This is a genomic window from Pedobacter sp. (genome assembly GCF_965279535.1).
Lineage (GTDB): Bacteria > Bacteroidota > Bacteroidia > Sphingobacteriales > Sphingobacteriaceae > Pedobacter.
In genome coordinates, this window is record NZ_OZ257244.1 from 797,188 (window position 1) to 820,987 (window position 23,800).

The following is a 23,800-nucleotide window of genomic DNA, read 5'->3' on the forward strand; positions in this document are numbered from 1 at the left end:
ACAAATTACTTACCAAATTTCATTTTCAATTGCTCCAGCATATCATTATTAATAGGTTGAGCAGGTTTGTCTACTTTTGGTTTATTGTAATGAGGTTTGTTTCCCTGGCCTTGTGGCTGTTGTGGTTTTGCTGGTCTGTTTTCATTTTTTTTGGCATTAAACTTTGCCCATTCTTCATCCAGTTTCTTCTTAGTATATAAAGGAAAATCTCCTTGTTTCATCCAGGCATAATAACTTGGTTCTATGGCAAATACCTCAGCAGTCGTTTTTCCTTTGTGTTTACCAAAGTTAAAGCAAACTTCATTTTTATCATTGTAAACCATACGACCGGCAAAATCAACAGGTTTATGCAGATTAGTAAAGGTATGAAGTGCATCAACATCGTTCACCACCGGAACACTTTTCACCCCCTGCTTATCTTCAAATTGGGTTTCCTTGTACATTTCCAACTGCCCCAGCAAAACTTTATAGGTAGCAATTACATCTGCCTCTGCCGCATGGGCGTTAACCAAATCTTCCTGACAATAAAATTTGTAGGCCGCCTTAAGCGTGCGTTGCTCCATCTGGTGGAAGATATTCTGTACATCAACAAACTTACGTTCGTTCATATCAAAGTCGATCTCAGCTCTTAAAAATTCTTCTAATAGCATAGGGATATCAAACTTATTGGAATTATACCCAGCCAAGTCTGCTTCCCCAATAAAACCAGCTATTTCTGCTGCCAATTGTTTAAATGTAGGAGCATTTTTTATATCTTCATCATAAATGCCATGAATTAATGATGTTTGAAGCGGGATTGGCATTTCAGGATTTACACGCCAGGTCTTTACTTCTTCTGTTCCATCTGGCAAAGCCTTTAAAATAGCAATTTCTACAATCCTATCCGACCCTACATTTACTCCGGTTGCCTCTAAATCAAAAAAAGCTAAAGGGCGTTTTAAATTTAATTTCATTATCTAGATCTGAGATTTCAGATGTGAGTATCAAATTCCCACATCTCCATTATGTTTCTTAATTCAAAAGTGCTAAAAAAGGTTTGCTTAGTTGCAAAAAACGCCTAAATATTAAAAAAATTAATTTGAAAAATATTTCTGAAAGTAAAACGCTACGCCTAAATTGCCTCTTTAATTCAAACGCTCAAATGAAGAAAATTTTCAGCTTAGTATCCCTGCTTTTCATCCTTAATTACACATATGCTCAAAACTTTAGCTATGGCGCCATTACTTATGATGATTACGAATTCGATCGAAAAAAAATAGACAGTAATGCCAATGCAATAGTTTTAAGAGAATTTGGAAATGCCTATATCCAGATTGACGATGCAACCGGAAGACCTGAATTGTTCTTCGAACACCATGTTAAAATTAAAATCTACAACAAGGAAGGATTTAAAGAAGCCAATATCGTAATTCCGTTATACAAAGATGATAATCATGAAGAGCTGATAGACGAACTTAAAGCTTCGACTTTTAATTATACGGATGGGAAATTTGTAGAAAGTGTGATGGACAGGAAAGCCATTTTCTCTGAAAACCGATCAAAATATACACGTTTAACCAAATTTACCCTTCCAAACCTAAAAGAAGGATCTGTAATAGAATACAGTTATCGTTTAAAATCTTTTAGGCTTTTCAATTTCAAAACCTGGGAATTTCAAACTGATATCCCAAAGCTGCACAGTGAATACGTAGCGCTTATTCCGGGAATTTACAACTACAATGTCACCCTCAGAGGATTCCAAAAGTTAACAGACCAAAAAGCAGAACTCTCTAAAGAGTGCATGCGCTTCTCTGGTGTGCCCATTGATTGTTCAAAAATAACCTATCTGATGAAGAATGTTCCTGCCTTTATTGAGGAGGATAACATGACGGCGCCAAGTAATTTTAAATCTGCCATCTATTTCGAACTTTCTGATGTTCAATTACCCAGCGGAGTTAAAAATTCTTACACCAAAACATGGAAAGATATTGATTATGACCTATCCTCGCACAAGGAAATGGGTGGTCAAATGAAAAGAAAAGAAGTATTCAAGGAGCTCTTGCCCACCTTAATAAAAGATGCAACTGACGACTTGAGCAAAGCAAAAAGCATATACAATTATGTAAAAAAGCAGATTAAGTGGAACAATTACTATGGAATTATCTCAGAAGAAGGGATAAAAAAATCACTTGAAATTCGTTCTGGAAATGTTGCCGATGTAAACCTGGCCTTAATTGCTGCCCTGGCTGCTGCCAACCTGGATGCCGAAGCAGTGATTTTATCCACCCGTGAAAATGGAACCATTAACAAACTATATCCTGTAGTTAGCGACTTTAATTACCTGGTGGCAAAGGTTAATATAGGAGAAACAAGTTATTTATTGGATGCAACAGAACCGCTTCTTCCTTTCGGATTATTGCCCCTAAGATGTATTAATGACCAGGGCAGGGTGATTAACCTGAAAAAACCTTCTTATTGGATTGATCTTAAGGCCAGTCAAAAAAATGCAACCAGCTATGTCTTAAACGGTAAACTAACATCCGAGGGCAAGATTTTAGGCACATTAACAACTTACACTCAAGGATATGCTGCTTTTAATAAACGCAAAGAAATTCTTCGCCATACCTCTACAGATGAATTTGTAGAGAAGTTAGATGAACGCTTACCCCGGGTAAAAATAATGGCGCATGAAATCTCTGGGATAGATAGTGTCGAAAATTCGCTGGTTGAAAAATATGAAGTAGAATTTACAGTTACAGATGGCACTAACCAGAATCAGTTTTACTTCAGTCCATTCTTTATCAATATGATTACCAAAAATCCATTCAATTTGAATGAAAGAAATTACCCTGTAGATTTAGGTGCTGCATCAGATGAACGAATTATTGTAAATTTAGCCTTATCAGACAAATTTGAATTGCTGGAGAAACCTAAGGATATGGCAATTGGATTACCCAATTCAGGTGGAAAATATCTCTTAAAAACAAACCTGGATGGTGAAACCCTTACACTCAACCAGATTTTGCAATTCAACAACGCCATTTATCAACCCGAAGAATACCTATCTTTAAAAGAATTTTACAGTAAAATCATTCAAAATCAGAAATCTGAATTTTTGCTAAAAAAAGTAACTAAATGAAGTATCTATTAACCTTAATCCTACTTTCATCCTTTATTTCAAGCAATTGCCAGGAAAATTACGATACAGATCTTATTCCTTCAGCTTTGCGCAACAGGGCTAATTCATGCATCAGAAATGAAGAACGTACAGTGGATATGAGATCGCCAGACAATGTATTGATTGCAGTAAAAAAAGCAATAACTGTATTCAATGAAAATGGCGAAGATCAGGCAAGGCTAGTGCTGCATTATGATAAAAATATTTCAATTAAAGCAATCAAAGGAGAAGTTTACAATGCTGTTGGAAGAATAATAAACAAATTTTCTCAAAGTGATTTTGCCGACCAAAGCGCAGCAGATGGATTTTCATTATTTGTAGACAGCCGGGTTAAGCATTACCTGCCTGCAGTAAGTCAATACCCTTATACCATAGTTTATCATTACGAGATCAGGAATAAACAGAATTTAATAATTCCTGACTGGGATCCACAACCGGCAAATGATGTATCTGTAGAAAAAGCCAGTTATACCTTTATTTGTAAGCCTGAAGATCAAATTCGTATCAAAACACAAAACTACAAGGAAAAACCAGTTGAAGCGATTGACGAAAAACAAAAGAAATTAACCTGGAGTGCCAGCAATATTCCAGCAATTAGAACAGAGCCTTACAGCCCTGATCCTGAAACTTATCAAACCAGCATAAAAATTGCACCTCAGCAGTTTACCTATTACAATTACAAAGGTACTTATACGAATTGGAATGAATTGGGAAAGTGGGTTTACGATGACCTCTTGAAAAACCGGGGCACATTACCACCCGCAACCATCCAGACTATACGTGAACTGGTAAAAAATGAATCAGCCGAAAAAGATAAAGTGAAAAAAATCTATCAATATCTCCAGGACAAAACGCGATACATCAGCGTTCAAATTGGTATTGGTGGTTTCCAACCCATTGCCGCAGCAGAAGTTGACCGCTTGGGATACGGAGATTGTAAGGCGCTGGTAAATTACATGCAAAGCTTGCTTAAAGCTGTAGATATTGAATCACTGTATTGCGTTGTTGAAGCAGGATCAGAAAAGAAAAGTATGGATCCATCCTATGCGAGCATGGTACAGGGTAATCACATCATTCTTTGTGTACCCCTTAAAGGCGATACCATCTGGCTGGAATGCACCAGTCAGAAAATTCCTTTTGGCTTTTTAAGCGACTTTACCGATGATCGGATTGTATTGGCTTGCACAGCAAGAGGAGGAGAACTCCTCCATACACCAAAGCTATCTACAGCGCAGAATATGCAAATTCGCAATGCGAATTTAACTATCCAACCTGATGGTAATATTAAAGGCAAAATGCACACCCTATTTTCGGGGGCACAATATGATAATCACGAAGTGATTATTGGAAAGTCTGTTACTGAGCAACAAAAGATGCTAAAACAATCGTACAATATTGATAATATTGATTTTAACAGCATTAACTACCTACAACAAAAGGATATTAACCCCAAGCTTACAGAAGATATTGAGGTAAATATCAGAAATTATGCTCCTATAAACGGGAACAAGATGTTTCTCCAGTTGAATGTTTTTAATACTAAAAAATCCATTCCGGAAATTAAAAACAGACTAATGCCTATATACATTAATCGTGGATATACAGATGAGGACACCCTAACCTATAGCCTCCCCGATAATGTAATACTGGATCTTATAACAGAACAAAATAAAAAGCTTAAAAACGAATTTGGAGAATATATCTGCTCTGCAAAATTAGAAGGGAACAAACTCATTTATTATCGCAAATTTATATTGAATGATGGCTCCTTTCCCGCAGACAAATATGTGGATTTTGCCAATTTTATTAACGAAGTAGCAGCCTACGATTATTTAAAGCTGGCACTTAGCTTAAAAAAATAATGCCCAGGCCTATGCCAATAATCATGATCAGGTACATAAGAATTTCTGTTGTAGCAAATCGTTTGTAACGGGTCCAAAACGAATAATCTTTATCTTGATTAGGCATATGATATGAATATTGGCCACAAAAATAACAAAAGCTTTTAATTACCTGGCTTGTATTCGGTAATCTGTTTAGCCATTCCGTTAAAGAGTACCAAATGAAACGGCCACATGGCATACCAATAAAGCCTTCCCCATAGCCCTTTCGGCCTGAAGGTGGCTATTTGAGAGAGATAAGCTCTACCATGGAAATCGATTAGTTTCAGTTCTAACCAGGCCTCTCCGGGTATTTTCATCTCTGCATATAATAAAAGGCGTTTATTTTTACGGTCTGCAAGCAGCACGCGCCAAAAATCCAGCACATCTCCCGCCTGCAAGTCTACGTTACTGGTGCGCCCTCTCCGGGTACCCACCCCACCAAACATCTTATCTAAAAAGCCGCGAAGCTGCCAAAGCCAATCCATATAATACCAACCCCTGTTTCCTCCAATACTCCATATATTATCAAATACTTCTTCTGCCTTACGTTCAAAAGGCTTCTTAACCTTATACTCCAGGGTGCCGTTTTGAGGTACTTTAATCTGATCCATAAAATCACTCTTCAGGTATCCCCTGTTCAGTGCATCCTTCCAGCTGGAAACTATTGAATTCTGATCTATTTTCTCAAAAGCCAAATGTAAAGCTTCCGCATAGCTGAGGCATTTTCTTGGTACAACCTTATGGATATGGTTATTCTTACAAACCACTTCATTCTTCATGCTATCTACCAGGCTTCTTGCCAGGGCAAACGGAACAGAAGTAATTAAATTAAGCCATAGAGATGATAATCTGGGAGTTAGCACCGGAACGGTAATAATCCAGCGCTTTAAACCTCTTTCTTTGGCATAGCCCAATAACATTTCCTTATAGGTGAGAATGTCAGGCCCTCCAATATCGAATGTTTGGTTAAGCGCCTCCGGATGATGTATGACACCCAGTAAATAACCTAAAACATCCCTGATTCCGATCGGTTGACAACGAACTTTAATCCATTTAGGTGCAACCATAACCGGTAGTTTTTCGGTTAAATCTCTGATAATTTCAAAAGATGCACTGCCGGAGCCAATGATAATAGCTGCCCGAAGGATGGTACACGGCACTCCAGATGATTTCAACTTATTTTCAACGGCTAATCTGGAACCTAAATGCTTAGAAAGATGCTCATCATTTGCAATGCCCGTTAGATAAATAATTTGCCTGCATTGTGTTTTAGCAATGGCATGTGCAAAATTGGAGGCAGATTGCTCCTCCATGGTTTCAAATCCCTGTTGACTGGAGGACATAGAATGTACCAGATAATATGCTGCATCAATATGATGAGGGATTTCGTTCAATGTTTCCGGCTCCAACAGGTCGCCACTTATAATAGTAACCTGATTGCTCCAATCCGATTGGGCAGCAAATCTTCGTTTATCCCGTACCATACATATCACTTCGTGATTTTCGGCCAACAAGATAGGCAACAACCTTGTTCCTATGTAACCATTAGCGCCTGTAAGTAAGATCTTCATGGGGATTTAAGGCTTTAACAATTCAACACACTCATTTGTTGGTTACTCTCAGCCAATTAGTAACACAAAATGATTCCCATTTGCTATAAAACATGCCTTAATGTCACAAACTTGTCAAACAACTCCCATAAATGATTTACCAAAGGCAACAAATGGCTTTGAGATTCGTATAAGTAGTTCAATATCAAATCCCTGAATGAAGAAAAACATTTTAGGCAGTGCTATGATTTTGTTAGTGAGTATCAGCATTGTCGCCATCAGCTGGAAAGCCGCGGAGCTTCCACGCCCTCAGCAGCAAGCAGTTCAAAACATTGCTTCTGATAGTTTGTACAACAGTTACATCTTAAACATTTATCAGGCTACTCATCTGGATTCTGCCGGCTTGAATGAGGAGGTTTTTGAAAAAGCTTTAACAGGCTTTATCAACATGAAGTACGCTGGTTTATTACATAATAAATCTATTCTTACCATTGCAGATTTCGATCAGGAAAGCCGCAAAAAAAGACTGTACATCATTGATCTTAACCAAAAGAAAATCTTGCTTAACACCTGGGTTGCGCATGGACAGAATAGCGGTGGCGACAAGCCCACTAACTTCTCTAACCGCATCAGTTCTAACCAAAGCAGTATTGGTTTCTACCTTACCGGCGAAATATATTATGGAAAACATGGCCGTTCTTTAAAGTTAGACGGTATGGACAGCGGATTTAATAACAATGCCAGAGAACGTGCAATTGTTGTACATGGCGCAGATTATGTTTGTCAGGAAACGATTGACCAGCTGGGTCGCCTGGGCAGAAGCCAGGGATGTCCGGCTGTTTCTTCAAAAGTAGCTAATCAGGTTATTAATACCATTGCGGATAGAACCGTTTTATTCATCAATAATTCTGAATCTCAATACAGTTCGTCTTTTCTAAATGAAACCTTAGCGGCCAGTGTAGCAATGAATGAGCAGGAGGTTTTAGCCGCACAGGTAGATTAATTATTTCAGTTTTCTATAGTTGAGATTTCCAGGCATAAAGTAAATAAAGACCTTATTAAAGCGCGAGAGCAGGTTCCATATCCACCTATTGGAATCTACCTCGTGCTCACCACAATCTACAACCTCCGCCCTTTTCAACAACCTGATAACTATTCTCTGCATCCATTTTATTTTTACAAAGCGGTTAAAAAGTAAACCCAGATAGTCGCAGTAAACATGAACCAAAATCTCAATAATCAGAGATTCTGTGCTAATATTAAGTCTTTTACCGAAAAGCTCAGCATATTCCGCTTTAATCTTACCGGCTAGCAACTGCATTCTTGAACTTACATCTCCATTTAAAAACTTCCAGAGTTGCAGATTGCTATATACCCTAACCAACTGAGGTTCAAAATCGACGCTAAGTTCGTATCCTGCTAACTCGAAGATTTTATTCATGCTTTGGCTTTTATAATTAGATGTGGTGCTGGTCATTTTGTTAAGATAACAGACATAAAAATCATCAATTTGTTTGCAGAAGCTAACTCGTTACATATCATTCCTTTAAGCCCGTGTGAATAAATATTTAGGTTAAAGAACAGGAATTTTAGCCATATTTGGGGTTGGAATTAAGCTGAATTGATGAAAATTGTAATCGCAGAAAAGCCCTCAGTTGGACGGGAACTTGCAAAAGTTTTTGGTGCGACAACCCGTAAAGATGGATACATTGAAGGTAAAGGATATTCATTTACCTGGGCATTCGGGCATTTATTACAGTTGGCTCCTCCACAAGATTATGGCTTTATTGGCTGGCGCAAAGAGCACCTGCCTATGCTCCCCCAAAAATTTAAGCTGGCAGTTAGAAAAATTAAAACCAAAGATGGATTTGTAGAAGATCCGGCGGTTAGAAAACAACTTGACACCATTAAAAAACTGTTTGACGAGGCTACGGAAATTATTGTGGCAACGGATGCCGGACGGGAGGGTGAGCTTATTTTCAGGTATATTTACTATTACCTGAAATGTAAAAAGCCATTTAAACGCCTCTGGATTTCATCTCAAACAGATGAAGCCATCAAAGATGGATTTAGAAACTTAAAGCCGGGAACCGAATATGATACGCTTTTTAATTCTGCACATTGCAGATCTGAATCGGATTGGCTGGTAGGAATGAATGCTACACAGGCCTTAAGTATTTCTGCGGGTAATCGAAGTGTATTATCGTTAGGAAGGGTTCAAACACCTACATTAGCCATGATTTGTGCACGTTTTTTAGAAATCAAAAACTTTGTTCCACAAACATATTATCAAATCAGTATTCAGCTGGTAAAGGAAGAACAGGTTTTTAAAGCCATTTCAACCTCCAACTATAAAGATAAAGCTGAAGCTGAAAGTGCCTTTGCATTGGTCCGTGATGTACCCTCTGGTCATCCTGCGGGTGGGAATATCACCGCAGTAGAAGCCAAACCCCGTAAAGAACCACCTCCGCTGCTGCACGACTTAAGTAGCTTACAACAAGAAGCAAATAAGAAAAAGGGGTACACGGCCGATCAAACCCTCAGTATTCTCCAAAACCTATACGAGAGTAAGCTGGTTTCCTATCCTCGTACCGGAAGCAGATATATTGGTGATGATATTTTTGCTGGTGTTCCTGCGCTACTCGAAAAGTTTACCGATCATCCGGATTTTGGTAAACAGGCACAATTTTTACAAACCACCACGCTTAATAAACGAAGCGTAAATGCCAAAAAAGTAACCGATCACCATGCCATTTTACCTACAGGTGAAAACGCTTATGGATTAAGCCCTGACAGGCAAGCTGTATATGATATGGTTGTAGGGCGAATGATAGAAGCATTTCATCAGGAGTGCTTAAAGGAGATCACTAAAATTACAATTGAATCAGGCATTTCCTTCCTGGCAAATGGTACAGTTATCCGTTCTGCGGGATGGAGATCTGTATTTAATGAGGTGGAAGATGACAAAAAAGATGAAGACAACGCAGCGCTTCCGAAGGTTGCAGTTGGCGAACAATTGCCTATAGTGGAGAAAAATTTCCTCGAAAAGCAAACAAAGCCTAAGGCCATGTACAACGAAGCATCTTTACTTAAGGCGCTGGAAACCTGTGGAAAGGAAATTGAAGATGAAGAGTTGAGATATGCCATGAAAGACAGTGGACTGGGTACTCCTGCCACACGGGCATCAATTATTGAAACATTAATTACCAGAGAATACATTACCCGGGAAAAACGTAATTTATTGCCAACCACCAAAGGATTAGCGGTTTACGAAGTGGTAAAAGATAAGCAAATTGCTCAGGCAGAACTAACAGGACAATGGGAAAAGAGGCTGGAAGAAATCAGATCCGGGGCTTCTGTGAAAGATTTTAAATCTGAAATAACGGATTATACCAAAACCATTACTCAGGAACTTTTAATAGCAGGTGCATCTATTACAGCAAAATTGGTGGAACCGAAATTGGAAAAGGCCTAGCCAAAAACCATTTTCACAATTTCTCCGGCTGACGAACCCATAGTATTATCCTTTTGGATAAATCCGATGGCGCCAGCATCTAAAAAACTTTGGGCGATAACTGATTTATCATTACCAGAAAACATACAAACTTTCATTTCAGGTTGTATCTCCTTAATCAAGGCTATTGTTTCCGGGCTACTATCACCCGTAGGCATATTGATATCCAGTAGCAGAAGATCAAAACTGTCTTGTTTAAGCATTTTAAATGCATCATCCAAATCAGATGCTTGCTTCAACTCTGGCGATCCTAAGAGCTTTTTAAGAATATTACTCATTAAAATTCGCATCAGATTATTATCATCAACAATTAGAATTCTGGGATGTTGCTTCATTTAACTGAGATAGTCTACATTCATTAAAACTGCTGTTAACCAATCCAAATATTTTAGAAACAGTTGAACAAATTATAACCTGCATTTAAAATATTGAATCTCCGGGCTGACTCATTTCAAAAATAATAATTTAATCGATTTATAATACACCAAACTAAACAATTACGTATAAATGAGTATGATCTGAACCCTGAATGGCATATAAAAGTTGTATTACTGCTCTTTTCAGTACCTGAACCAGCATAAGAAACCCAGTACGCTATAAGTTTGCTCAAACGCTACCCAGGTATCAAAACCCCAAAGTGTTTAAATTTGTTTGCATCATCTGCACTTTTCACTTTCAACTTTTAACTCTCATCCTAAATACTCCCAGGCACTATGATACCCACCTAAAGATTCTGCATAGGCGATAAAATCATTGTAGAATTTCGATTTTGAAAGAGTAGAACTGTCTCCAACTACAACGAGCTTCTTCCTTGCACGGGTCATGGCCACATTCATTCTTCTGGTATCTGATAAAAATCCAATTGTGCCGGTTGGATTACTTCGCACTAAACTGATGTAAACCATATCCCGCTCCTGTCCCTGAAAGCTGTCGATGGTATTAACCGATATCTTATCCCCAAACGCTATTAATACTTCGTTTTCGTTAATTGATGTTTTAAGAAGCTCTACTTGCTGTTTATAGGGCGATACAACAGCAATGGAAGGAAATTGTTCGATTTCCTTTCTCGATTGAATAAGCTGAACTTGAGACACCAGGTGCTGAATTAAAAAGTTCGCTTCATCCGGATTTGTTGTACTGGTGCCATCCAATTTCTCTTCAAAGCTACATCCTGCTGTATCTATAAAAATCAGTGCCTTATCCGATTCAAAAACAAGATGCTTAGAGACACTATCATGTGCTTTTAGCTTATCCTGATAAAATACTTTAGAAGAATAAGCCATAATGTCCTGATGCATCCGATATTGTTCTTCCAACAAAACAACAGCTTCAGGATGAAGCTGTACAACCTTTTCTAAAAGTGTATTACTTAAACCATTTTGTGCCGCAGTGGTAGATTTAATTGTCGGTGGTAACTGAAAATGATCACCAGCCAAAACCATTTTATTGGCTTTCAATATCGGAATCCAGCAAGCTGGCTCTAAAGCCTGTCCGGCTTCATCTATAACAATTGTATCATATTTCAAATTCCTCACTGTATAATGGTTGGCGCCCACCAGAGTGGCTGTAATCACCTGTGCATTTCCCATCAAATTATCTATAATATACTGTTCAGATTTCTCAATCTCCCTTCCAATTTTATGGGCTTCATCAAATAAGGCTTTCCGTTGATCGCGCTCGGCTTTTCCAAAATTTCTTTTGTACTTATGTGCCATATTTTTGTACTCGCTGGCCTGTTTCTTTAAAGATTTGATATTTTTCATCTCTGGATGATCCGTCATCTTATAATCCAGGGTAGATTCCATTAACCGAACTGAAACACGGGCCGGATTTCCAACACGGATTACATTCAAGCCGGCTAGCGACAATTTTTCAGTTAACAAATCAACAGCAGTGTTACTCGGGGCAACTACTAAAACTTTCTGATTATTGTGCTTTACCAATGCTTTAATTGCCGCTACCAACGTGGTTGTTTTGCCAGTTCCAGGAGGCCCATGAACGATTGCCAGATGATCTGCCGATAAAATCTTATCAACAGCAAGCTGCTGAACCGGATTAAGCTGATTAGGAATATTAAACGTCTTTTCCTTTGTAAAAGATGGTTTCTCTCCCCTTGTTAAAATACGGATTAACTTGTTCTCTGAATTATCTTCAGTTTGCAAAGCAGCCTGTTTTAAAGCCGCATACATTTCATTATAGCTATTGCTATCAAACAACAAGTCTATTCCAAGTTTTCCATCTCTGGCCCAATCAGGCAACTCATCTACCCGCACACTTATCTTCATCCTATTTCCGCTCTGGTGGGTTATGGTGCCTTCGATACGATCTGATTTAGGATCATGGTTGGAAAATAAAACCACTGATGCGCCAAAGCGAAACTGATGTTGCAAATCCTGATGGGTGGTCCGTTCTACCTCAATGTTAAGATAGTCTCCCCTTCCTACTTCCGTATTTCTAATGGCTATGGGATACCAGGCTAAGCCTAAACCCCGCCTGTCTGCAGCTGCAGTATTTTCCGTTAATTTAATATACGCTTGTAAATCTTCATTTTGCTCTATTTCCAGCAAACCCTGAAGTTCTTTAAAATACTCTTTTGGCAAGTTATAATCTATTTTAGTGCATTTAAAGCACCATTTGTGCATGCAATCTTTCTAATGTTTCTTGTGCATCAACACAAAACCCTGGATGCACTTTCGAACATTGTACTACAGTGCTTCTGGTTGCGGTAAGCCACCTGAAACGTGAAGCCTGATCGTAATGTCCTATCGGGCCCGAACCTTTAGCTCCACAGGCAATTCTTTGGAAAGCAAGTAAATTCGTCTCCATTTCTGCCAAATCAATTGCAGGAAATAAGCATTCTAATCTCTTTTCATCCAGCGAATAAATACTTTTAAGGAATTTTTGTCTGGCGCAAAAAAGAATAATGCCCACATTAATAAATTCTTCACGTTCTACCCTGGGCATCACGCGAATTACAGCATACTCAAATAAGAACTGATCTTGCATGCTGTGCTTCTTTTAAAAATATAGCTGAATGGGAAAGCCTGATTGCTAAGAAACGGGCATAAGCCTTACGATGTTCATCTCTACTATGGAAATTACTATCTTCTTCTAACCAATCATCCGGGATGAGCTTAATTACAGCCTCAATTTTTTGCTCATCCAGTATTGCCATAAACTCCTCATGAACCTGTTCTAATTCGGTAGCCCAAGGCAACAGCACATGGTCTTTAACCAGGAAAAATGGCTTTTGGGCTTGTTGCTCCCAGTTATCCCATGAATGGTGAAAATATAACGCAGCACCATGGTCTATTAGCCAAAGTTCCTTATGCCAGATTAGCATATTGGTATTCCGGCAGGTTCTATCCATATTAGTTAAAAAACAGTCCAGCCAAACAATCTGAGAGGCCAGTTTAGCATCAATTTGTGTAACTGTCGGATCAAAAGTGATAGCACCAGATAAATAGTGTAGTGCAAGGTTTAAACCTATACTTGCTTTCAACAGATCCTGAATTTCTTCATCTGGTTCTGTACGACCAAAGGCTTCATCCAGATTCGCAAATACCAGCTCTGGCACCTTTAAACCTAAAATACGAGCAATCTCGCCTCCAATTAGTTCAGCAATGAGTGCTCTTGGCCCCTGTCCGGCCCCCTTAAACTTTAAAGCATAAAGAAACCCGTCGTCCGCTTCGGCAATTGCAGGCATAGAACCGCCCTCACGTAAAGGGGTTACATATCGGGTAACCTGAACAGTTCTAAGCGCCATTTGAAAATTATTCATAAGCATGTTGATGATATACTAGAACATCAAAAACGCTGCAAATTTAGTAGAATTATAGGTTATTCCTTTATCAATAATTAATCGTGACCTAAATACGCATTTCCAGCTGGTGTCATTGCTGCCGACCACTGCACCGAGTCACGATTAATCTTAATCAGTCCCATACTTTCCAGTTCTTCATAGTCTTCTTCCATACCGCCCAAAATCGAAGAACTTACCTGCTGATTGATTACCTCAAGTAGAGATATAATTTCTGATCTATCCATAATTCAATAATTGTTTTGTTTGGTAAAAACAAGCAAGCCAGAAAAATGTTTAACACTGATAATCAAAACAATAAATATATCTTTTAAGTTATCATTTTGATCAGGATATTGAAATTATAAATCATGCCTTCAACAGCCATTAAGCATTTCTATTATGATGAAAGCAGTCAGATATTGCTGATTACCTTTATCACAAATTTAACCTATCGCTATAAAGAAGTACCACAAAAAGTATATCAGATGTTGAAAGCAGCCGGATCAAAGGGTAGATACTTCAATTATCATATTAAGGGAAATTTTGAATATGAACTGGTTGATGAATGAATACAGTTTAAGTTCCCTACACAAATTATATATTACCTGAATATAATCTTAAAGTAAAAGAAGTGTTAAAGATTTAGGATTATTGGAAACTTACCCTATATTTGTCCTCGAGAGCGTTAATTTAGATACGGGTATATGGCTTAGGCTATATGCCCGTTTTTATTTTAAATGCCTTTCAAATGCTCAACCACTTTATCTAAGCAAATCTTCAACCAGGAAGTATACTGATCAGGATGTAGTTCAATATCTTTTTTCAGATCGGATAAACTCAAGTAGCGATAGGCAGCAACCTCTTCCGGGTTTATTACCGGTAAATCATCACAATGTCCATAAAAAACGTGATCAAGCTCGTGTTCAGTTAATCCATCATCAAATTCAACTTTGTAGGTAAAATTAAAGAGATAGTTGAGCGAACTGCCAATCCCCATTTCTTCCATCAACCTTCTATTGGCAGCTACCAGATTATCTTCGCCAACTCTAGGATGGCTACAGCAGGTATTGGTCCAAAGGCCGCCAGAATGATATTTATGTTCAGCCCTTTTTTGAAGTAGCAGCTCATTTTTTGAATTGAAAATAAAAACCGAAAAGGCGCGGTGAAGTACTCCCTTTACATGTGCTTCAAGCTTTTCCATCTGTCCTTGAGGCAAATCGTTTTCATCTACTAAAATTACATGCTCTACCATAGTTATATCACATTTAATTTGTGCCTGATCATTGAATCAAACATCAAACCTATTTTATGGTGATTAGGTATTCTGATCCGCTCATTCATAATCCGCTCAGCAGAAAGCCCTTTAATTTTGCTAAACAATTTTTTATAATAAATATAAGACAGGTAAACACCATTTCTGGAGCTTAGAGGGAGTTTTTTGATTCCGATTAACGCCTCCTCAAAATCATGTTCAATTTCTTCCTCAATAGTCTTTTTCTGCAAATCACAAAATACGGCTAGGTCTATGTTAGGGAAATAGTTACGCTTCAGGCCTTGATGGTCAGCTTTAATATCCCTTAAAAAATTAACCTTCTGAAATGCAGCACCCAACTTCATTGCATAGGGCTTTAATTGCCTGTACTGATCGTCATTACCTTTTGTAAAAACGCGTAAACACATTAAACCCACTACCTCAGCCGAGCCCAGGATATATTCCTTATACAGCTCTTCAGTGTAATACTTTTTCTCTAAATCCATTTCCATACTGTGCAGAAAAAGTCTTACCAACTCATGTTCAATATCATATGTATTCACCACTTCCTGAAAACAATTCAGAACGGGATTTAAGCTAATGCCTTGTTCGATGGCCTCGAAAGTATCCTGTTTAAACTTATTTAAAAGATATGCTTTGTTGTAATCATGAAAACTATCCACAATTTCATCAGCTAACCGCACAAACCCATATATGGCATATACCGGATTTCTATGCTCTTTTCCTAAAAAATAAATCCCTAAAGAAAAGCTCGTACTGTATCTTTTGGTGATCAACTTGCTGCAAGTAACCGATAATTGATCAAATATTTGTTTCATAAATAGCAGTTTTTTTCATTGTTTCTTCAAATTCTTCAAGTGTTTTACACCAATTAATATGATCTACATTAGCCAGTTTACCAATTAACTGACCATTACCAGAAAGATGCATCTTAACATTAGCACAAATATCAGACAGCTGATCAATGTAATCTTGTGCAGCATTGACCATTCTAGCCCTAACCATAAAAAGCAGGATATGATTGATTTTAGTAGTAGGCAGTACTTCTTTTATTGACGACAACGGTACCTTACTGCCCAAAAATATCACATTTTTACCATTTAGCTTTAAAATATAGTAAGCCAGCAATAACCCAATATCGTGATCTTCATCTTCGGGTAGAAAAAGAAGCCACCTTTCTGCTGCTGCCTCACAGTTGGGTAATTTATCAATAGCAGAAAATAACTTCTGCCGGATAATTTGAGAAATAAAGTGTTCGTGTGCCGGACAAATATCATCCTTACTCCACATCAACCCCAGCTTAACCAACAATGGATATATTATTTCCTGGTAACACGCAATTGTACCCAGTTCTTGAAATGAACGGGTTAACAAATTGGAAAAAGAAATTCCATCAAAAGAAATTCCATACCTAATTAACTGACCAACAATAGCTTCGTAGCGTTTATCGATTGTAAAACGTTCCAGTTGCCGATCTAATAAAACGTTAAAATCATGGCTGGAAAGGCTACAGATTTTAGAAATTTTGATGCCGGATTGATTTAACGAAACAATATTTAGCAGTCGCTTAAGCTGTTCATCATCATATTTCCGGGTATTGCCTTCAGATCTGTCAGGCTTCAGCGCGTCATAACGCTGTTCCCACATCCTGATGGTATGAGATTGAATGCCCGAAAGCTGTTCTAGATCTGAAATAGAATAAGTCATTATTTTGTTTAAATATATAAACTAAAATTTAAACAAAAATGCAAGAAAAAGGTTTGAGCAATTAATTATTTCTGCTTTTCCCTGTAATTAGCTAAAACAGAGCAATTAACTTAATTGCTTAACCATTTAAATTCTTAAAAATAAAAAATTCAGAAAAAGACCATAGCTCATTAACTCAGCGCGGTTTCAGAGAGTAAAACTCCTTTTTCACCATTCCCCGTTTCGATAATATGTACGTTTTTATAAGAATGACTTAACAAATCATAACCATTCTCCAACCTTTTAATCACAACTGTACTTAAAGGATAATTAAAATTAGTTTGCATACAATGCAACGTCCCATTAGCGAGTAACAGAAAATCACAATCATACCCCATCTCCTGAAGTTCAATTACTTTTTTAGTGAGAGAGACGTTTAACCGATTGGTTCTACGGGTTTTGTTTTTCATGGGGACTTAGTTTTAGGATGAAATAGGTAGATGACAAAATTCTCAGTGGTACTCAGCCAAGAACCGTATAACTAATATACTGTAATACAATCAATTAAAAAAATTTGTTTTCATTTCTTTTATATCACAGCCCCTAAAAGCCTGGAAATTGACCAGAATGGCCTATTGATGATAAACAATGAATAAGATGAATGATAACGCACGATCAGGCATGAATTAAAAACTTACCTGATATTTAACCTCATATCCTATTTTTCTGATAAAAAACCGAATATTCCTGGCAGATCTAAAACAGTTGAAAGTTTCATTATTTGTTTAGGATGACACTAAATTATTCAAAAATTAATAATTTAGTGTCCAAACTAATTTCAATAGAATAATATCCCAAAAAATCAGTTTATATTTAATTAACTTACATCTCACCTCCTAAACCAACTGAAATGCCCATTACCTGTATTGCCATTGATGATGATCCACATTCTTTAGAGAGTTTGGTATCATACATCGAAAACTCACCAGATTTAGCACTTATTAAAACCTTTGCCGACCCTTTACAAGCCCTGTCCGAAATTTCAGTTTCAACATCTGTTGATATTATTTTTATGGATATCGAAATGCCTACTATATCCGGAATTGAATTAGCCAGTTTATTGAGGCAAAAAACCAAGCACCTTATCTTTACTACCGCACACACCCGATATGCCATTGATGCTTTTAAAGTTGAGGCGGATGCTTATCTGCTAAAGCCCTATTCCATTTTAAATTTTATTAAAACCATTGGTAATCTTTATCCTAACGGCAAGAAAGATAGCAATCCCTTAACTGTTTTTGAAGATCATTACTTCTACATCCCTATGCAGGATGAAAGTGGATCATTAATTAAAATAGATCTTGATGAATTAATTTCTATCGAAAATTCTCATCAGGAGATTGAGTTTATAACGATAAATACCAATTATAAAAGTGCGAAGCTCGATTTCATCAAAATAATGAAAATGCTAAAAAAACACCCTGCATTCTTACAAATCAGCGAAAACATTATCATAGCTAAACAACACATTAAAAGCGTTTTAGGAAATCAGGTTTTACTTTCTGGTGAAATTTCTTATCCCATAGCCAATAGCCATCTCGCGCTATTTAATTCATTTCTGGAAAGCAATTTATTGAAAGACAAAAATTTGCCAAATACCTGATTCAAGCTTTACCTGCCGGCTCGTAAAATAAATAATCATTACAGCAAAACCAGGAAAGCAGTTGATTTGGCAATTTTTATGCTACAATCAAACATTACCTGCGGTTGATTGTCTTTACGATAACTAATTATTATTAAGGAGACGAATTATTTTGAAAAGGATTTTGGTTGTTGATGATGATCCAGATATACTGGAGGTATTTCAACTTACTTTAGAAGAAGAGCATTACGACGTTTTACCCCTGCTTTCCCCACGATATATATTTAAAACGATTAAAGATTTCCATCCGGATTTAATTATACTGGATATTATGTTAAATGGAATGGACGGAAGAGCAGTATTTAAAGAATTAAGGTTAGATCCGAATACAGAACATATACCGGTAATTCTTGCGTCCGCCAGATTTGATGAACAATACATTGCTACTCAGCGTTACCAGCCTGATTTTTATCTTGAAAAGCCTTTTGATATGCCTGCCTTAATAAAGCAGGTAAAATACCTCACCTCAAAGAACTAAGCTTATGAGAAACACAATTGCCGGTATATTTTTAATGTCCTTTATTTTCCTTTGGGAAAATGGTCATGCCCAAAGCAGCCGTACAGATAAGCTTTACTCCATGAGTGGAGTTGGTTTTGCACTTCCGATGGGAGAAAGTGCAGATTTTCTAAAACCTAAATTTTCAACTACCCTTGGATTAAATCTCGCGCTTGGAAACGGCGGTTTATTTATGTACCCAAAGCTAAGCCTTCATGCCTTTAAGTTTAATCAGATTGACGCAGATCCCGGCTATCCATATACCCTGCAAGAAGGAAGATCCACCACCTATCTGCTGAATGTTGCCTTAGGATACAGAAAGTTTATTAACAAATGGGCTGTATATGGCTTTGGTGGTGCAGGAGGTGGATTTATTCTTACCCCCCAGGCAGCCGTTGATCTTAATAACCAGCAAATAACCATGAACAACAAAACAAACGGAACAGTAATTGTTGAACTGGGTGGTGGTGTAGAATATAAGCTTGGTGGGGTAAGTTTGTTTTTCGAAACCAGTTATATGCATGGCCTAAGCAAGATACAAAACAGAACATACAGCACCGTACCGTTAACCATTGGTATAAAACCCAACTTAAGCAAACTCATTCGTAAGCGTTAAATCAGAAACTTAAAATTTTCTTTAATCAAAGGCGTTTAATAAAAAATGTAAAAACATTTCACATGCTAATTATTTTAGCATAAATTTGTCATTCATTTTAATTAGCATATGTTGTACGCCGTTGTAGATATTGAAACCACTGGAGGCCATGCTTCGGCGAATGCCATCACAGAAGTAGCAATTAATATCCATGATGGAACAGAAGTTGTTGAGCGTTTTAGCACATTAATTAATCCTAAACGGGAGATACCAGCTTACATTACAGCACTGACAGGGATTGACAACGAAATGCTTGTCAACGCCCCGGGCTTTGAAGAAGTGGCCCTGCAGATTTACCAACTCCTTCAGGATAAGATATTTGTAGCACACAATGTTAACTTTGATTATTCCTTCTTAAGACATCACTTATCACTTTCCGGTTTTGAACTGAACGTAAAAAAGCTGTGTACGGTAAGACTTAGCCGTAAACTTTTACCCGGCAAACCTTCTTACGGTTTAGGAAAATTATGCAGCATTTTACAAATCCCCATTCATAATCGTCACCGCGCCGCCGGCGATGCTGATGCAACAAGTATTTTATTCAACCTGCTTTTAGAAACTGATCAGGAAGGCTTCATCGCTGAAATGCTAAAAAAAACATCAAAGGAACAGGTTTTGCCTCCGCACTTAGATAAAAAGGTTATCTTGAATCTGCCTCATCAGCCCGGTGTTTATTATTTTAAAGACAAAAAGGGTAAAATTGTTTATGTAGGTAAGGCCAAAAATCTGAGAAAGCGTGTTTTCAGTCATTTTACAGGAAACAAGCCAAATAAGCAACGACAAGACTTCCTGAGAACGATCCACCATGTAGATTATGTGACCTGTGGAACAGAATTAATGGCACTTATACTAGAAGCCCACGAAATAAAACGCCTGTGGCCGGAGAATAACCGGGCAATGAAACGTTACGAACATAAATATGATCTTTGTGTTTTTGAAGACCAAAATGGCTATTTAAGGTTAGCCATTGATAAACACCATAGCAACAATAAAGCACTACAAAGTTTTAATAGTTTACTGGAAGGATATAATTTTCTGAATCAGATGGTAGATAAATATCAGCTCTGTGCAAAGCTGTGTTACCTTCAAAAAAAATTCAGCAAGTGTATGGCGCATGAAAACGGACAATGTTTTGGTGCTTGCAGCAGCATTGAAACTGTAGCAGTTTACAATAAAAAATTGAATGCCGCCCTTTTAGACATTCAGCAATCTCAACCGAGCTTTGCCCTGGTTGATGAAGGCAGAAGAGAAGAAGAATTAAGCTGTCTGGTAGTAGAACAAGGAAAATTTTATGGCATGGGTTATTTTACAGATAAGAATTACCTCTCAGATGGTTTAGCTCCCATAAAAGAGAATCTTTCTGTTTACCCTTCAAATAGCTACATTTTAAACCTGATCTTAAGTTATGCTGCGCAAAATCCAGAAAAACTATTTAAATTGTAATTCAGGAACTTACCACTAATGCATGGATTGTAGGTAAGATTTGTTGCAGCCCTGGATATTTGTACCAGTTAAACTGACAAATTAAACCCATAAAATATGACCGATTTAGCATTTAGAAAACTGGTATTAAGCTTTGAGGAAGTAACAGAGCAGCCCCATTTTGAAAAAACATCTTTCAGGGTTAATAAAAAAATCATTGCAACACTCGACCTAAAGAAGCAAAAAGCTTGTTTTAAGCTTTCAGAAATAGATCAGTCGGTGTTTTGCAGCTACCATCCCCAGCAAATCTATCCTGCTACAGGTGCTTGGGGAAAACAAGGCTGGACAATTTTTGAACTCGCATCCTCGCCCATTGAAATGATTAAAGATGCCCTAACCCTCTCCTATTGCAATGTTGCGCCTAAAACTTTGGCCGCAAAATATAAATCTGAGGATAATGCTTAAATAAATTTGCGTAAGCAATTACTTACACTTATATTCGTAAGTAATTGCTTACGTTTTTTTTTTTTAACAAATCCATAAGATGAGACGAGATGTATTTCAGGCCATTGCAGACCCCACCCGAAGAGAAATCATACATTTGATAGCGCATCAAACGCTAAACCTGAATGCAATTGCAGATCAGTTTGAGGTTAGCAGGCCCGCAATTTCGCAGCACATCAAAATATTAACCGAATGTGGCTTAGTTACCATTACGCAAAAAGGCAGAGATCGATATTGTAAAATAGAATTTAAGAAATTACAAGAAGTATCCAAATGGATTGAACAGTATAGAAATTTCTGGACGAACAAGCTGGATGCACTTGAAAAACACTTAAATCAAAAAGATAAATAATTCAATTATTCCGATTCATTAAAATCATTAATCATGAAAAATGACCCAGTTATTGTAGAACGTGTTTACAATGCACCAATCGATAAAGTTTGGAATGCAATAACACAAAATGAAGAGCTAAAAGCCTGGTACTTCCAGCTGGAAGAATTTAAACCCGAAAAGGGCTTCAAATTTGAATTTTCCGGAGGACCTGATGATGGCCCTCAATACCTTCATCTGTGCGAAGTGATAGAAGTTATTGAAGGTAAAAAAATAGCCTACACCTGGCGCTATGATGGTTACCCGGGAAATTCAACCGTACACTGGGAACTCTTTGATCAGGGAGATAAAACTTTACTCAGACTTACCCATGAGGGATTAGAAACCTTTGCAGAAAATGGACCAGATTTTGCCAAAACCAGTTTTGTTGGCGGCTGGACTTACTTTGTTAACGATGCACTTAAAAAGTATTTAGAAGGAGCCTAAACACTTTTCAGATGAATAACCTGTTATTTGTTCCAGGTTATTCATTTGCTTCTATATCTCTTCCAATGCTGATTTGATCGTTTTATAAATGTAATCCAAATCTGCATCACTGATGATATATGGTGCAAGGATATAAATTATATTCCCCAAAGGCCTTAAGATTATCCCACGCGTTAAAAAATAGGCATACAGTTGGTTACGAAGATCACTCAGATAAGAAGTTCCGCTCTCCGTTTTCCATTCAATTGCTATAATTGTACCGGTTTGACGTACAGATCTAATTTTTTCATGTCCCGCTATCTCTTGCAAAAATGAAGTATGCCTGGCAGATATTCTTTGAATATTTTTCAAAGTTGCTGGCGCTAATAAAATATCTAAACTCGCCAATGAAGCTACACAAGCAATGGGATTGGCCGTAAAAGAGTGCCCATGATAGAGTGTCTTTAATTTATCATCGCTGAAGAATGCTTTAAAAATATCTGCCGTACAGGTTGTTATACCTAAAGGCATAGTGCCACCTGTTAAGCCCTTACTCAAACAATAGATATCAGGCTTATTAACCAGTTGTTCGCAAGCGAAGAAGGTCCCTGTCCTGCCAAAACCAGTCATTACTTCATCGGCAATGGTAAGAATATTATTTTGCCTGCAAGCCGCTAACAATTGATCTAAATGCCTGGCTTCATACATCAACATTCCTCCTGAACCTAAGATTAAAGGCTCAAAAATGAAACATGAAGTGTTTTCAAGGCTTGAAATGTGCTTTACAAGGTCTTCTATGTTCTCTTCATTTGGAAGATCTATGAACTCGACATCAAATAGCAGACTATTAAAAGCATCGGTAAAAATACTTCTTCCACTTACCGACATGGCTCCAAAAGTATCTCCATGGTAAGCGTTTTTAAAAGCAAGGACTTTTGTTTTTGGTGTATCCAGATTATTCCAATACTGTAAACACATCTTCAAAGCCACTTCTACCGCCGTTGAACCATTATCCGTATAAAAAACCTTTTCCTGCTTTCCGGGAAGAAGCTCCAGAAGCCGTTCTGCCAGTAAAACAGCTGGTTCGTGTGTAAAACCCGCAAAAATAACATGTTCTAAAGTGGTTAACTGTTCGGCAACCTTTTTCGCAATGTATGGGTTAGAATGTCCGTGAATATTTACCCACCAGGAAGAGATGGCATCGATATAACGATTGCCATTTTCATCGAAAACATAAACGCCTTCTCCCCTTACAATAGGTATGTGAGGTAAGGGGTTTTTCATTTGTGTATAAGGATGCCAAATTACTCTTTGATCGCGTTCGGCTAAACTTAGTTTGGAAGTTGAAGACATAATGTAT

25 protein-coding genes are annotated in these 23,800 nt (G+C 37.6%); 12 read left to right on the forward strand and 13 right to left on the reverse strand.

Annotation, left to right across the window (positions count from 1 at the left end; genetic code table 11):
• Positions 1-5 precede the first annotated feature (5 nt).
• Positions 6-953 carry an exonuclease domain-containing protein gene (locus ACQY77_RS03055; protein WP_421939459.1) on the reverse strand — a complete coding sequence of 316 codons (948 nt, stop codon included), beginning with the start codon at positions 951-953 and terminating at the stop codon, positions 6-8.
• 188 nt (positions 954-1,141) lie between these two features.
• Between ACQY77_RS03055 and ACQY77_RS03060 the strand changes: the two genes are divergently transcribed.
• Entirely contained in the window at positions 1,142-3,118 is a 1,977-nt protein-coding gene (locus ACQY77_RS03060; RefSeq protein WP_421939458.1) for a DUF3857 domain-containing protein, read from the forward strand.
• On the forward strand, positions 3,115-5,019 hold the full coding sequence (locus ACQY77_RS03065) for a DUF3857 domain-containing protein (RefSeq protein ID WP_421939457.1): 1,905 nt from the start codon (positions 3,115-3,117) through the stop codon (positions 5,017-5,019). Before ACQY77_RS03060 ends, ACQY77_RS03065 begins: the two co-directional genes overlap by 4 nt.
• A gap of 143 nt (positions 5,020-5,162) precedes the next feature.
• Here the strand turns inward: ACQY77_RS03065 and ACQY77_RS03070 are convergent, their stop codons facing one another.
• Positions 5,163-6,611, reverse strand: coding sequence for an SDR family oxidoreductase (locus ACQY77_RS03070; protein WP_421939456.1), 1,449 nt, complete (start codon positions 6,609-6,611; stop codon positions 5,163-5,165).
• A gap of 196 nt (positions 6,612-6,807) precedes the next feature.
• On the opposite strand from ACQY77_RS03070, the gene ACQY77_RS03075 reads away from it, so the two are divergent.
• On the forward strand, positions 6,808-7,593 hold the full coding sequence (locus ACQY77_RS03075) for a murein L,D-transpeptidase catalytic domain family protein (RefSeq protein ID WP_421939455.1): 786 nt from the start codon (positions 6,808-6,810) through the stop codon (positions 7,591-7,593).
• Here the strand turns inward: ACQY77_RS03075 and ACQY77_RS03080 are convergent, their stop codons facing one another.
• Positions 7,594-8,031 carry a hypothetical protein gene (locus ACQY77_RS03080; protein ID WP_421939454.1) on the reverse strand — a complete coding sequence of 146 codons (438 nt, stop codon included), beginning with the start codon at positions 8,029-8,031 and terminating at the stop codon, positions 7,594-7,596.
• Positions 8,032-8,214: 183 nt separating this feature from the next.
• Here ACQY77_RS03080 and ACQY77_RS03085 point away from each other — a divergent pair, with 183 nt between their 5' ends.
• On the forward strand, positions 8,215-10,065 hold the full coding sequence (locus ACQY77_RS03085; protein ID WP_421939453.1) for a DNA topoisomerase 3: 1,851 nt from the start codon (positions 8,215-8,217) through the stop codon (positions 10,063-10,065).
• Here the strand turns inward: ACQY77_RS03085 and ACQY77_RS03090 are convergent.
• The 5 genes from ACQY77_RS03090 to ACQY77_RS03110 form a co-directional block, all read right to left on the reverse strand.
• Complete coding sequence (locus tag ACQY77_RS03090) at positions 10,062-10,439, reverse strand: response regulator (RefSeq protein ID WP_421939452.1); 378 nt, start codon at positions 10,437-10,439, stop codon at positions 10,062-10,064. The genes ACQY77_RS03085 and ACQY77_RS03090 overlap by 4 nt on opposite strands.
• A gap of 354 nt (positions 10,440-10,793) precedes the next feature.
• The gene (locus tag ACQY77_RS03095; protein WP_421939451.1) at positions 10,794-12,704 is read right to left on the reverse strand and encodes an AAA domain-containing protein; all 1,911 of its coding nucleotides are present in this window, start codon (positions 12,702-12,704) and stop codon (positions 10,794-10,796) included.
• Positions 12,705-12,726: 22 nt separating this feature from the next.
• Positions 12,727-13,110: a DUF3037 domain-containing protein gene (locus ACQY77_RS03100; protein WP_421939450.1), complete on the reverse strand. Its 384-nt coding sequence runs from the start codon at positions 13,108-13,110 to the stop codon at positions 12,727-12,729.
• Entirely contained in the window at positions 13,088-13,885 is a 798-nt protein-coding gene (locus ACQY77_RS03105) for a HipA family kinase (RefSeq protein WP_421939449.1), read from the reverse strand. Before ACQY77_RS03105 ends, ACQY77_RS03100 begins: the two co-directional genes overlap by 23 nt.
• Before the next feature lie 77 nt (positions 13,886-13,962).
• The gene (locus tag ACQY77_RS03110; RefSeq protein WP_421939448.1) at positions 13,963-14,151 is read right to left on the reverse strand and encodes a hypothetical protein; all 189 of its coding nucleotides are present in this window, start codon (positions 14,149-14,151) and stop codon (positions 13,963-13,965) included.
• Between the two features lie 123 nt (positions 14,152-14,274).
• Between ACQY77_RS03110 and ACQY77_RS03115 the strand changes: the two genes are divergently transcribed.
• Complete coding sequence (locus tag ACQY77_RS03115; RefSeq protein WP_421939447.1) at positions 14,275-14,475, forward strand: KTSC domain-containing protein; 201 nt, start codon at positions 14,275-14,277, stop codon at positions 14,473-14,475.
• Positions 14,476-14,639: 164 nt separating this feature from the next.
• Here ACQY77_RS03115 and idi read toward each other — a convergent pair whose 3' ends face one another.
• The 4 genes from idi to ACQY77_RS03135 form a co-directional block, all read right to left on the reverse strand.
• Positions 14,640-15,158 (reverse strand): isopentenyl-diphosphate Delta-isomerase, encoded by a 519-nt coding sequence (idi, locus tag ACQY77_RS03120; RefSeq protein WP_421939446.1) that lies wholly within the window; start codon positions 15,156-15,158, stop codon positions 14,640-14,642.
• A 2-nt stretch (positions 15,159-15,160) separates the two neighbouring features.
• The gene (locus tag ACQY77_RS03125) at positions 15,161-15,997 is read right to left on the reverse strand and encodes a phytoene/squalene synthase family protein (RefSeq protein WP_421939445.1); all 837 of its coding nucleotides are present in this window, start codon (positions 15,995-15,997) and stop codon (positions 15,161-15,163) included.
• Positions 15,981-16,886: a MerR family transcriptional regulator gene (locus tag ACQY77_RS03130; protein WP_421939444.1), complete on the reverse strand. Its 906-nt coding sequence runs from the start codon at positions 16,884-16,886 to the stop codon at positions 15,981-15,983. The genes ACQY77_RS03125 and ACQY77_RS03130 overlap by 17 nt, the downstream gene beginning before the upstream one ends.
• Positions 16,887-17,056: 170 nt before the next feature.
• Positions 17,057-17,335, reverse strand: a complete 279-nt coding sequence (locus tag ACQY77_RS03135; RefSeq protein WP_421939443.1) for a hypothetical protein — start codon at positions 17,333-17,335, stop codon at positions 17,057-17,059.
• Between the two features lie 440 nt (positions 17,336-17,775).
• Between ACQY77_RS03135 and ACQY77_RS03140 the strand changes: the two genes are divergently transcribed.
• From ACQY77_RS03140 to ACQY77_RS03170, 7 genes are all read left to right on the forward strand, one after another.
• The gene (locus ACQY77_RS03140) at positions 17,776-18,528 is read left to right on the forward strand and encodes a LytR/AlgR family response regulator transcription factor (protein ID WP_421939442.1); all 753 of its coding nucleotides are present in this window, start codon (positions 17,776-17,778) and stop codon (positions 18,526-18,528) included.
• A gap of 151 nt (positions 18,529-18,679) precedes the next feature.
• On the forward strand, positions 18,680-19,045 hold the full coding sequence (locus tag ACQY77_RS03145; RefSeq protein ID WP_421939441.1) for a response regulator: 366 nt from the start codon (positions 18,680-18,682) through the stop codon (positions 19,043-19,045).
• Between the two features lie 4 nt (positions 19,046-19,049).
• On the forward strand, positions 19,050-19,679 hold the full coding sequence (locus tag ACQY77_RS03150; protein WP_421939440.1) for an autotransporter outer membrane beta-barrel domain-containing protein: 630 nt from the start codon (positions 19,050-19,052) through the stop codon (positions 19,677-19,679).
• A gap of 108 nt (positions 19,680-19,787) precedes the next feature.
• Entirely contained in the window at positions 19,788-21,161 is a 1,374-nt protein-coding gene (locus ACQY77_RS03155; protein ID WP_421939439.1) for an exonuclease domain-containing protein, read from the forward strand.
• A gap of 96 nt (positions 21,162-21,257) precedes the next feature.
• Complete coding sequence (locus ACQY77_RS03160; protein WP_421939438.1) at positions 21,258-21,605, forward strand: MmcQ/YjbR family DNA-binding protein; 348 nt, start codon at positions 21,258-21,260, stop codon at positions 21,603-21,605.
• A 79-nt stretch (positions 21,606-21,684) separates the two neighbouring features.
• Entirely contained in the window at positions 21,685-21,996 is a 312-nt protein-coding gene (locus ACQY77_RS03165) for an ArsR/SmtB family transcription factor (protein WP_421939437.1), read from the forward strand.
• A gap of 33 nt (positions 21,997-22,029) precedes the next feature.
• Positions 22,030-22,461, forward strand: a complete 432-nt coding sequence (locus tag ACQY77_RS03170) for an SRPBCC family protein (RefSeq protein ID WP_421939436.1) — start codon at positions 22,030-22,032, stop codon at positions 22,459-22,461.
• 51 nt (positions 22,462-22,512) lie between these two features.
• On the opposite strand, the gene bioA is transcribed toward ACQY77_RS03170, so the two are convergent.
• The gene (bioA, locus tag ACQY77_RS03175; RefSeq protein ID WP_421939435.1) at positions 22,513-23,793 is read right to left on the reverse strand and encodes an adenosylmethionine--8-amino-7-oxononanoate transaminase; all 1,281 of its coding nucleotides are present in this window, start codon (positions 23,791-23,793) and stop codon (positions 22,513-22,515) included.
• Positions 23,794-23,800 lie beyond the last annotated feature (7 nt).

Bases quoted from the DNA above. Each gene is read 5' to 3' on its own strand.
- ACQY77_RS03075 (WP_421939455.1), top strand. From the start codon at position 6,808: ATGAAGAAAAACATTTTAGGCAGTGCTATGATTTTGTTAGTGAGTATC.
- ACQY77_RS03135 (WP_421939443.1), bottom strand. From the start codon at position 17,335: ATGAAAAACAAAACCCGTAGAACCAATCGGTTAAACGTCTCTCTCACT.
- ACQY77_RS03080 (WP_421939454.1), bottom strand. From the start codon at position 8,031: ATGAATAAAATCTTCGAGTTAGCAGGATACGAACTTAGCGTCGATTTT.
- ACQY77_RS03085 (WP_421939453.1), top strand. From the start codon at position 8,215: ATGAAAATTGTAATCGCAGAAAAGCCCTCAGTTGGACGGGAACTTGCA.
- ACQY77_RS03070 (WP_421939456.1), bottom strand. From the start codon at position 6,611: ATGAAGATCTTACTTACAGGCGCTAATGGTTACATAGGAACAAGGTTG.
- ACQY77_RS03065 (WP_421939457.1), top strand. From the start codon at position 3,115: ATGAAGTATCTATTAACCTTAATCCTACTTTCATCCTTTATTTCAAGC.
- ACQY77_RS03055 (WP_421939459.1), bottom strand. From the start codon at position 953: ATGAAATTAAATTTAAAACGCCCTTTAGCTTTTTTTGATTTAGAGGCA.
- ACQY77_RS03165 (WP_421939437.1), top strand. From the start codon at position 21,685: ATGAGACGAGATGTATTTCAGGCCATTGCAGACCCCACCCGAAGAGAA.
- ACQY77_RS03110 (WP_421939448.1), bottom strand. From the start codon at position 14,151: ATGGATAGATCAGAAATTATATCTCTACTTGAGGTAATCAATCAGCAG.
- ACQY77_RS03140 (WP_421939442.1), top strand. From the start codon at position 17,776: ATGCCCATTACCTGTATTGCCATTGATGATGATCCACATTCTTTAGAG.
- ACQY77_RS03125 (WP_421939445.1), bottom strand. From the start codon at position 15,997: ATGAAACAAATATTTGATCAATTATCGGTTACTTGCAGCAAGTTGATC.
- ACQY77_RS03160 (WP_421939438.1), top strand. From the start codon at position 21,258: ATGACCGATTTAGCATTTAGAAAACTGGTATTAAGCTTTGAGGAAGTA.
- idi (WP_421939446.1), bottom strand. From the start codon at position 15,158: ATGGTAGAGCATGTAATTTTAGTAGATGAAAACGATTTGCCTCAAGGA.
- bioA (WP_421939435.1), bottom strand. From the start codon at position 23,793: ATGTCTTCAACTTCCAAACTAAGTTTAGCCGAACGCGATCAAAGAGTA.
- ACQY77_RS03090 (WP_421939452.1), bottom strand. From the start codon at position 10,439: ATGAAGCAACATCCCAGAATTCTAATTGTTGATGATAATAATCTGATG.
- ACQY77_RS03130 (WP_421939444.1), bottom strand. From the start codon at position 16,886: ATGACTTATTCTATTTCAGATCTAGAACAGCTTTCGGGCATTCAATCT.
- ACQY77_RS03150 (WP_421939440.1), top strand. From the start codon at position 19,050: ATGAGAAACACAATTGCCGGTATATTTTTAATGTCCTTTATTTTCCTT.
- ACQY77_RS03105 (WP_421939449.1), bottom strand. From the start codon at position 13,885: ATGAATAATTTTCAAATGGCGCTTAGAACTGTTCAGGTTACCCGATAT.
- ACQY77_RS03155 (WP_421939439.1), top strand. From the start codon at position 19,788: ATGTTGTACGCCGTTGTAGATATTGAAACCACTGGAGGCCATGCTTCG.
- ACQY77_RS03060 (WP_421939458.1), top strand. From the start codon at position 1,142: ATGAAGAAAATTTTCAGCTTAGTATCCCTGCTTTTCATCCTTAATTAC.
- ACQY77_RS03100 (WP_421939450.1), bottom strand. From the start codon at position 13,110: ATGCAAGATCAGTTCTTATTTGAGTATGCTGTAATTCGCGTGATGCCC.
- ACQY77_RS03115 (WP_421939447.1), top strand. From the start codon at position 14,275: ATGCCTTCAACAGCCATTAAGCATTTCTATTATGATGAAAGCAGTCAG.
- ACQY77_RS03170 (WP_421939436.1), top strand. From the start codon at position 22,030: ATGAAAAATGACCCAGTTATTGTAGAACGTGTTTACAATGCACCAATC.